The sequence below is a fragment of the Hydrogenophaga sp. genome (assembly GCF_026125825.1).
In the GTDB taxonomy this organism is placed as follows: Bacteria; Pseudomonadota; Gammaproteobacteria; order Burkholderiales; family Burkholderiaceae_C; genus Hydrogenophaga.
In genome coordinates, this window is the sequence record NZ_JAHCKK010000132.1 from 1 (window position 1) to 8,579 (window position 8,579).

The window sequence follows — 8,579 nt, forward strand, 5'->3', positions numbered from 1 at the left end:
CAGAAAGGGTTCCGATCAGGCTGTAGCGGGCGAAAGTAGCGGTGCGGGTGTGGTCGTTGACACTGCGTGCCAATAGCGCATGCTCAAGCGGCATGAAGACGCTCACGTCCCCACCGGAGGGATTAATGGTGCCGACCAGCGCCACCAGCAGCAGCGGCCAGAAGCCCTCGAGTGAGGCAAGAGCCGCGCCCGTGACCGCCATCAGTGCCGTCGCGCTCAGCAGGAGCGAGCGGTCGGAGGTGCGGCCTGCGCACGCTCCAACCAGCAAGGTGAGGATGCCGGAGCCCAGCAGCGTGATGGTGGCGATCACGCCAATGTGGAACGCGGTCAGCCCGAGATTAAGAACCTATCCGTAAATTATGTTGATCTTCAGCGGCACTTTGCGGAACGCGATGATGGCGGCGGCGATGTGGTTCAGTGCGACGAAGCTACGTTCGAGCTTCTCGTATCGCACGAGCAGCTTGCGAAAGCGATTGAACCAGCTGTGGCAGACCTCGACCACCCAGCGTCGAGCCTTCTTGGTCGGGTCGCGCCGCACTCGATGCCGTGCTGCAGGCCATCATGGTCAAGCGCAAGACCCCACGCATCAGGCGCAGCAAGCACCTGTGCGCCGATGCCGGTTACCGAGGTCGGCCTGCGTTGGAGATCATCGAGGCGCATGGCTACATCCCTCACGTCGTTGATCGCAGACAAGAGGCCGATGCCTGTGTGACGTCATGCGCATTGGCCCCGGTCACGACGAGCGACAACGGGACGCCACGCCCGTCCACCAGCAGGTGGCGCTTGCTGCCCTTTTTTTCCCCGATCGGTCGGGTTGCGTCCGACCGCCTCTTGCGCCAATGGGGCCTTGAACATGGCCCCGTCGATGCTCTGCCATCGCCAAGCGATGCCTTCCATCTGGTCGTACTCGGCAAGCCCGGCTTTCCAGATGGCCTCGAACACGCCCGCGGCCTCCCACTCCAAGAAGCGCTTGTGCACGGCACTGGCACTGCCAAAGCGTTCCTTGGGCAGCGCCTTCCATTGGCAGCCTGTGCGCAGAACGTACACGACCGCCTCGAACACTTGTCGTGCCGGCTTGGGCGGTCGCCCCGCTCCCGCCTTGCGCACGTACGCCTTGTCCACACTGCGCTCGCGCACCGGAATCAACGGCTCGACACGCCACCAGAATTCATCGGTAACCACCCAAGATTCGACTCGCTTGCGTGTCGCCATGCATTCGCTCCTACGCCGTGTGAGATACGTCGCAGGACGATAGTTTACTATTTACGGATAGGCTCTTAGTTCGTAAAGGTAAGCGGTTTTTGCCTGGCTCCAACCGGTCAGCTCTCCGCAAAACCAAAGTCGGTGACGACGCTTCAGGGTCTTCTGTGCCTCAACAATCAACCCTACGTGCCTGTCCGGGGCGGCGCTTGAATTAGGCCATGCGCAGCGCATCGATCGCGGTGTCGCGCAATTATGTCATCCCGCAACGACCAGCCCACCACCTAGCGGCTAAACAAGTTTGGAGTTCTCCATGTTTTTGTCTAGCCTTTTGGCGTGGCCACCTGAAGGCAGGATTTCCCGAGCCGACCAACTCTGATTACCGCGGAGAAGCTGGCTAGCCACTGGCGCCGGGCAAGACCAGAAAACGACTCCTTCAATCAGATGTCATTTGAGCCGGCCAATCAGCACTAGACCGCCAGCTGTGCGCTTGATGCCGAATGGCGTTCATGACTGCCAAGGTGTTACCGCGCAATGCCACATCTGCGCGTACCGATATGCCTATTGCAATGTTGGTGGCGCTGGTGTCAACCGGCAGCAAAGCGAGGCGACGCTCCAACACATCCCGGCGGATCACGCTCATTTGATAAACCCAGATCGCATCGCCAAAGTCGATCAGTGCGCGAGAAAAAAGCTCTGATGACGTTTCGATAAGCATAGGTAAGTCTCTGATCCCGGATTGCAGAAGAAAACTTTCCACGCTACGCCTAAACGTGCTGTCCGGCAGTGGAAGAATCAACGGGTAGGCGGCGCAATCTGCTACGCACAAGCTGGGGTGAAGCAGCAGCGGATGGTCGGGCCGTGCAGCAAACACTAGCGGCTCAGAATAAAGAGCCTCAAAAGTGAGGCCGAACATGGTCGCAGGATCTGGCAGGCGTCCGACAACTAGGTCGAGGTCTCCCTCCCGAAGCTGATTGAGCAGCACCACGTTCGTTCCGCTGCATATCCTGATCGAGAACTTCGGGTGCCGCATTCGTACGTCCTGAATTGCAAGAGGTACCACTGCGGAGGCCACGGTCGGCAGGATACCAATGCGAACCCTAAAAGAGTTCATCTGCCGATCGCGCCCTGATGCGAGGTCGAGGCCAACGCCCAGCATTCCTAGGCTAGGCACTAAATGTCGCGTCAGTTGATCACCCGCTTCCGTGGGCACAAGGCCGCGACGCGTGCGTCTGAACAGCTCTTTGCCGATCAGATCCTCCAGCTCATTCAACGCTTTAGAAATAGCCGGCGGAGTTCGCGCTAGCGACCGGGCGGCGCTCTGCACGCTCCCCTCCTGTGCGATGGCCACTACAGCCTGCAGATGACGAAGTTTCACGCGAGAGTCGATCATGCCGCCGAGCTTCCTGTCGATTTCCATTTCGGCATTTTACTGGCCTCGATTTTCAGTTTCAAGCTCGCCGCTTCTTAGTTAAACTGCAACACCTCCAGAGTCGCATCTCAGCGCTGGACAGACCGCAGATCTTCAGGAGACCACATGATGAGATCTTCTCGCAGACAGTTCATCGCCGTTGGGGCGGCACTCGCCGGTGGAGCCCAGCGGGCATTCGCACAGGACGGCGCTCGTCCGATCACCATCCTGGCGCCCTTCTCAGCCGGGGGATCCGATGCACTCGTGCGTGCGATCGCTGCCAGGATGCAGGATAGCCTGGGCCAACCCGTGGTGGTCGAGAACCGACCTGGGGCATCGGGAATTCTGGCCGCACAAGCCGTGGCGAACACGATGCCGGCGGACGGCCATGCCCTCTTGTTTGGCGGACCAGCCCACTATGTGCTGAATGCCTTGCTGTTCAAGAAGCTGCCGTATGATCAAACGGACCTGGTGCCGGTCGCCAAGGTGGGCGAGCTTACGTTCGTGCTGCTGGTGAACCCGGAAAAGACCAAGGCTGCGAACTTCAAGGAGTTGTTGGCGGCATCTAAACAAGGCGCGGGCGGGCTGAGCTATGCGTCCACCGGAGTAGGCACGATGCCGCACCTGTTGATGGAGCTGTTGTCCCGCCAGGCCGGGCTCAAGATCACCCCGATGGTCTATAAAGGTGTCGCCGCGACCGTGCAGGACCTGCTGGGCGGCCACGTGCAGGTCGGGATGCCGGACTTGGGTTCGGTGGAAGCCTTGCTCAAGTCGGGCAAGCTGCGTGCCATTGCGATCACTGCGCCAGAACGACTGGCCAGGCTGCCAGACATCCCCGCCCTCGCCGAGTCGGTTCCGGACTTCAGCGGCACGGCTTGGTACGGGTTTGCCGCGCGCAAGGGTACGCCTGCGCAGGACGTGGCCAGACTCTCCAAGGCTATCACCGACGCGGTCGCGCACCCAGAAGTGGCCCAGCGCATGCAAGCGCTGAACATTCGCCCCACGCCGGGCTCGGCCGAGGCGTTCGGAAAACTGATCGCATCCGAGAAAGAACGCTGGGGGGAAGTTATCCGGCAGGCAAACATCACGCTAGACAAATAGGCCGGTGTGGCAGTGAGCAAGCCGAACTTCATCTTCATCCTGGCCGACGACCTGGGCTTTGCCGACCTAGGCTGCTACGGCGGGCGAGCCCCGATTTCCCCTAACCTTGATGCGCTGGCCGACCAGGGGATCCGGTTCAGCAATGCATACGCCAATTCGGCGGTCTGCTCACCGACGCGTTTCGGGCTCATCACCGGCAGGTACCAGTACCGCCTGCGCGGCGCGGCCGAGGAGCCGTTGACCGGCCGTTTCAAGGGGGACAAGGTCGTGGGCCTCCCCCCGGAGCACCCCACTTTCGTGTCCTTGCTCAAGGCCCGCGGGTATCACACCGCGCTCATCGGCAAATGGCACCTGGGCTACCCGCCCCACTTCGGGCCGCTCCAGAGCGGGTATGACGAGCACTGGGGGCTGGTCTCCGGTGGAATGGATTACTTCCGGCACCAGGATGCAGGCGGTCAGCCGGGGCTGTCGCACAACGGAGTGCCGATCACGGCGGAAGGCTATCTCACGGACTTGCTCTCGCAGCGCGCGGCGGCCTATGTGGAAGCACGCGGAGTCGACCGGCAGCCGTTCGCGCTGAGCTTACACTACACGGCACCCCACTGGCCCTGGCAGACACGCGAGGACCGGCCTGATCCGGATGCACCGCCACAGCCGCTGACCCATCTGGACGGCGGCAATATCCGGATTTACCAGCGCATGATTGCGCAAATGGACGAGGGCATCGGCTGGGTTCTGCAGGCACTGCAGCGAGCCGGACTCGAAAACGACACGCTAGTGGTCTTCACCAGCGACAACGGCGGCGAGCGCTTCTCGGACAACTGGCCGCTGGTAGGCGGGAAGATGGATCTCACCGAAGGCGGTATCCGCGTTCCGCTCCTCGCGCGCTGGCCCGCGGTGATCGCGCCGGGCAGCCGCTCGCATCTGATCAACATCAGCATGGATTGGGCCGCCACCCTGGTCGAAGCCGGCGGAGCGGAGGCTGACCCGGACTATCCGTTCGATGGGCAGTCCCTGTTGCCTGTGCTTCGCGGCCAATTATCAGGTGCTTCGGACCGTGCACTGTACTGGCGCATGAAGCTGAACGACCAGCGCGCCATGCGCCAGGGTCGCTGGAAATGGCTGGCGATCGGGGCGCACGAGTACCTGTTCGACCTGGAGGCGGACGAGCGTGAGCGAGCCCATCTTGGCAAACGCCATCCTGAGAAAATGGCTCAAATGCGTGCAGCCTTCAAAGCGTGGGAATCGAGCATGCCGCCGATACCGGCAGAGGCGAGGTCGGAGATCGTCTATACGGAAGCGGACATGCCGAAGCCGTGATAGACAGCCGGGGGGTAGCTAATCTTACTGTGTCACAAACTGTGCCATGATATTGGCCATCATCGCGGGCCTGCTGATCGACCACTTCGGCTGGCCCTCGGTGTTCCTGATGAACCTGCCGGCCTGCGCGCTGGCCCTGCTGTTGGGGCTGCGGCTGTTGCCGCAATCGCAGCCCAGCGAGCGGCGCCGCTTCGACTGGATCGGGCTGGCCCTGCTGACGCTCGCCTCGGTGGCGGTTGTAGAGGCCACCTCCACGCTCCAGCGCCAGGGTTTGGCCAACGCTACGACGCTCGGATTCGCCGGGCTGGCCGTGGCCAATCTGCTGTTTTTTGTGGCCCACGCGCGCCGCACCCCCAGTCCCATCATCAGCCTGAAGCCGTTCACCGAACGCACCTTCGCAATGGGCAGCCTGGTCACCTTTTCCTATGGCTTCGGCCTGTACGCCTCGGCGTACCTGGTCCCGGTCTTCCTGCAGCACGCGATGCAGATGTCGGCAACCTCCGCCGGCGTGGCGCTGCTGCCATCGGGGCTGGTGCTGGCCGTCACGATCCCGCTGGCGGGTCGGCTGGCGGATCGGCTGTCGCCGATGCGCGTTACGCTGGCCGGCCCGGCGCTGTTCGGCCTGTCGTTCGTCTACTTCGGCTTGGCAGCCGATCACATCACTTACTCGCAGATCGTCGACGCGACGATCGTCGGCCGGGTAGGCTTGGGCCTGATGCTGCCGGCGCTCACCATCGCAACCCTGCGGTATCTCGAGCCGGAACGACTCGGGCCCGCGTCCGTGGTGGTCAGCTATGCGCGGCAGCTGGGCGGCGTCATGGGCGTGGCGGCGGGCGCCGTGTTCGTGGCCTGGCGCGAGACCGCCTACGCCAGCGAGGCAGGCGGCCTTTTCATGGCCTATGCGGATAGGTGTTCGCGCCGACCGAATTCTGAGCCACCGTGCCGAACCAAATTTGAGCCAGGGCTGGACGCCGTCCGGAGGACGAGCGTCTGTGGATAAGTGTAGAGCTTTGGTGGTTTGTTGATTTCCTTTTGGTTCTGGACGAAGAGGCCGCGCAGGGCGAAGCACGTAGCGGCCGCCCCCCGGGTGAATGGCCCTCAGACAGTGGATGCCGGTGAGGCTGCCTGCTCGGTCTTTGCGCCCTTGCGCGACTGCTCTCTGGCCTTGATGCGCTTCTTGGCCACCGCGCTGCTATGCAGGAAGCGATGGCTTTCGTTGCCGGTCTCCACGATGTGACAGTGGTGGGTGAGCCGATCCAGCAAGGCGGTCGTCATCTTCGCGTCGCCGAACACGCTGGACCACTCGGCGAAGTCGAGGTTGGTCGTGATCATCACGCTGGTGTGCTCGTAGAGCCGACTGAGCAGGTGGAACAGCAAGGCACCACCGGCCTGGCTGAATGGCAGATAGCCCAGCTCGTCGAGGATGACGAGGTCCATCCTGAGCAAGCTTTCGGCGATGCGGCCCGCGCGACCTTGCGCCTTCTCCCGCTCCAACGCGTTGACCAGATCGACTGTCGAATGGAAGCGCACACGCCTGCCGTGCTTGGTCACGCCCGACACGCCCAGCGCGGTCGCCAAGTGCGTCTTTCCAGTGCCGGGACCGCCGACCAGGACGACGTTCTGCGTCTGGTCGATGAACTCCATGTCGGCCAGCTTCATCACGAGCTTGCGATCCACCGGCGAGGCCTCGAAGTCGAAGCCCGCCAGATCGCGATGCACCGGGAACTTGGCCACGTGCATCTGGTGCTTGACTGAACGCATGCCGCGGTCGACGGCTTCGGCCTGCAGCAGATGCTCCACCAGCCAGCGGGCGTTGTCCAGGCCGGAGTCGCCGCCTTGCTGCGCCAGGTCGGCCCAGGCCCCGGCCATGCCGTGAAGACGCAGCTGCTTGAGATCGATCATCACGTCACGCATGATCGAACTCCTCAGCGTCGTCGGTGGCACGCAGGGTGTCGTAGCGGGCCGTGTTGGCCAGTGGCGGGGTTGCGACCTGCAGCGTCGTGGCCGCGTTCTGCGGGGCCGGCGCGGCGTTCAGTCGCCCCAGCACGTTGAGCACGTGTTCCGTGCTGACCCGCCCGGACGGCGGCGCCCCTTTCAACGCCAGCTCCACCGCCACCAGCACGGCCTCCAGGCCCGCGGTCGGCACCAGGGCGAGCACCTGCGCCATCGCACGGTCGCCGCCAGGGTTGCGCAGCAACGAACGTCGGAGAGTCTGCAGCGGCGCGGGCAGATCCTGGAACGGGGCGCCGTTGCGCAGCGCCCCCGGCTTTCTCTGGATCAGCGGCACATAGTGCTGCCAGTCATAGCGCGTCATTGCCTTGGAGGTCAGACGCTCGTGGCGGGCCACGACCGCGTCGCCGGCGACCACCACGATCTCCCCTGGATACAGCCGCGTGCTGACCATTTGGCCGGCCAGCTCGCACGGCACCGAGTAGCGGTTGCGAGCCACGGCCACCAGGCACGTGCTGGTGACGCGCGCTGGATTCTCCACATAGCCGTCAAACGGCGCGGTCATCGGCATCAACTCGGCGCGCTCGTGTTCGAGCATCTCGGCGATGCTGAACTGCTCGTGCTCCGGATGGCGCACCTCATCCCACAGCGCCCGGCAGCGAGCCCCCAGCCAGGCGTTGAGTTCGGCGAACGAGCCGAAGCGCTGCTTGCCCGCCTCGATCCAGATGCGCCTCCGGCTGTCCTGCACGTTCTTCTCGACCACACCCTTCTCCCAGCCGGACGCCACGTTGCAGAAGTCGGGGTCGAACAGGTAGTGCGCGCACATCACTGCAAAGCGCGCATTGACGATGCGTCCCTTGCCCTTGCGAACCTTGTCGACGGCCGTCTTCATGTTGTCGTAGATGCCGCGCCTGGCGATACCGCCCAGCGCCGCGAAGCTGCGCGTGTGGGCGTCAAACAGCATCTCGTGGCCTTGACTGGGGTAGGCCACCAGCCAGAACGCCCGCGAAGCACACAGCTTCATGTGCGAGACCTGCATCCGGTAGTAGATGCCGCCCACCACCAGGCCTTCCTCGCTCCAGTCGAACTGGAACGCCTCGCCGAGCGCGAACGTCAGCGGCACGAACGCGTTCTTCGCGCTGGAGCTGCCCTCGCTGGCACGCCACTCCCGGATGAAGTCCGTCACGCGCGAGTAGCAGCCCCCGTAGCCCGCCGCCTTGATCTCCGTGAACAAGGCCTTCGCCGTGCGCCGGGCCTGCGCGGGCCGATGGGCATCGGCCTTCAGCGCCAGCCTCAACGTCTCGTGAAACGGCGAGAGCTTGGTCGTCGCCTTGCTTCGCTGGTACTTGGGAGCCGTCTCGATCGCTTCGCGCAGCCACTTGGCCACCGTGTTGCGCGACAGCCCCGTGAGCCTCGCAATCTCCCGCTCCGACTTCTTGCCCCGGCTGTGCAGGCGCCGGATTCTTCCAATCATGTCCATGGTGATCACTCCTCGAACCCCGCTGCACAAAAAAACAGCAGGGTAGGTGAAACACCTGGCTCAGTTTTGGATCGGCAGACCCTCTAAAAGTGGCTCACTTTTCGGTCGGCGACAACA

Annotated in this window: 6 protein-coding genes and 4 pseudogenes; 4 read left to right on the top strand and 6 right to left on the bottom strand. The window is 63.4% G+C overall.

The window, feature by feature from the left end; all coding sequences use genetic code 11:
- Positions 1–310 (bottom strand): annotated as a pseudogene (locus KIT86_RS23120) (MFS transporter); the annotation flags it as partial.
- A gap of 36 nt (positions 311–346) precedes the next feature.
- Positions 347–535: pseudogene (locus KIT86_RS23125) on the bottom strand (transposase); the annotation flags it as partial.
- A 2-nt stretch (positions 536–537) separates the two neighbouring features.
- Between KIT86_RS23125 and KIT86_RS23130 the strand changes: the two are divergent.
- Positions 538–702: pseudogene (locus tag KIT86_RS23130) on the top strand (IS5/IS1182 family transposase); the annotation flags it as partial.
- An 11-nt stretch (positions 703–713) separates the two neighbouring features.
- Here the strand turns inward: KIT86_RS23130 and KIT86_RS23135 are convergent.
- Positions 714–1,212 (bottom strand): annotated as a pseudogene (locus KIT86_RS23135) (IS5 family transposase); the annotation flags it as partial.
- 424 nt (positions 1,213–1,636) lie between these two features.
- Positions 1,637–2,620, bottom strand: coding sequence for a LysR substrate-binding domain-containing protein (locus KIT86_RS23140; protein ID WP_297402774.1), 984 nt, complete (start codon positions 2,618–2,620; stop codon positions 1,637–1,639).
- 120 nt (positions 2,621–2,740) lie between these two features.
- Between KIT86_RS23140 and KIT86_RS23145 the strand changes: the two genes are divergently transcribed.
- The 3 genes from KIT86_RS23145 to KIT86_RS23155 are packed head-to-tail and all read left to right on the top strand — an operon-like array spanning position 2,741 to position 6,032.
- A complete protein-coding gene (locus tag KIT86_RS23145; protein ID WP_297402776.1) occupies positions 2,741–3,712 on the top strand; it encodes a tripartite tricarboxylate transporter substrate binding protein in 972 nt (323 codons plus the stop codon).
- A gap of 12 nt (positions 3,713–3,724) precedes the next feature.
- A complete protein-coding gene (locus KIT86_RS23150; protein WP_297402777.1) occupies positions 3,725–5,032 on the top strand; it encodes a sulfatase-like hydrolase/transferase in 1,308 nt (435 codons plus the stop codon).
- 46 nt (positions 5,033–5,078) lie between these two features.
- The gene (locus KIT86_RS23155; RefSeq protein ID WP_297402779.1) at positions 5,079–6,032 is read left to right on the top strand and encodes an MFS transporter; all 954 of its coding nucleotides are present in this window, start codon (positions 5,079–5,081) and stop codon (positions 6,030–6,032) included.
- A 98-nt stretch (positions 6,033–6,130) separates the two neighbouring features.
- Here KIT86_RS23155 and istB read toward each other — a convergent pair whose 3' ends face one another.
- Together istB and istA are read right to left on the bottom strand one after the other, a co-directional pair.
- Positions 6,131–6,949 carry an IS21-like element helper ATPase IstB gene (istB, locus tag KIT86_RS23160; RefSeq protein ID WP_297402783.1) on the bottom strand — a complete coding sequence of 273 codons (819 nt, stop codon included), beginning with the start codon at positions 6,947–6,949 and terminating at the stop codon, positions 6,131–6,133.
- Positions 6,939–8,462: an IS21 family transposase gene (istA, locus tag KIT86_RS23165; protein ID WP_297402781.1), complete on the bottom strand. Its 1,524-nt coding sequence runs from the start codon at positions 8,460–8,462 to the stop codon at positions 6,939–6,941. The genes istB and istA overlap by 11 nt, the downstream gene beginning before the upstream one ends.
- Positions 8,463–8,579: the final 117 nt, after the last annotated feature.

Bases quoted from the DNA above. Each gene is read 5' to 3' on its own strand.
- KIT86_RS23140 (WP_297402774.1), bottom strand. From the start codon at position 2,620: ATGGAAATCGACAGGAAGCTCGGCGGCATGATCGACTCTCGCGTGAAA.
- KIT86_RS23145 (WP_297402776.1), top strand. From the start codon at position 2,741: ATGAGATCTTCTCGCAGACAGTTCATCGCCGTTGGGGCGGCACTCGCC.
- KIT86_RS23155 (WP_297402779.1), top strand. From the start codon at position 5,079: ATGATATTGGCCATCATCGCGGGCCTGCTGATCGACCACTTCGGCTGG.
- istA (WP_297402781.1), bottom strand. From the start codon at position 8,462: ATGGACATGATTGGAAGAATCCGGCGCCTGCACAGCCGGGGCAAGAAG.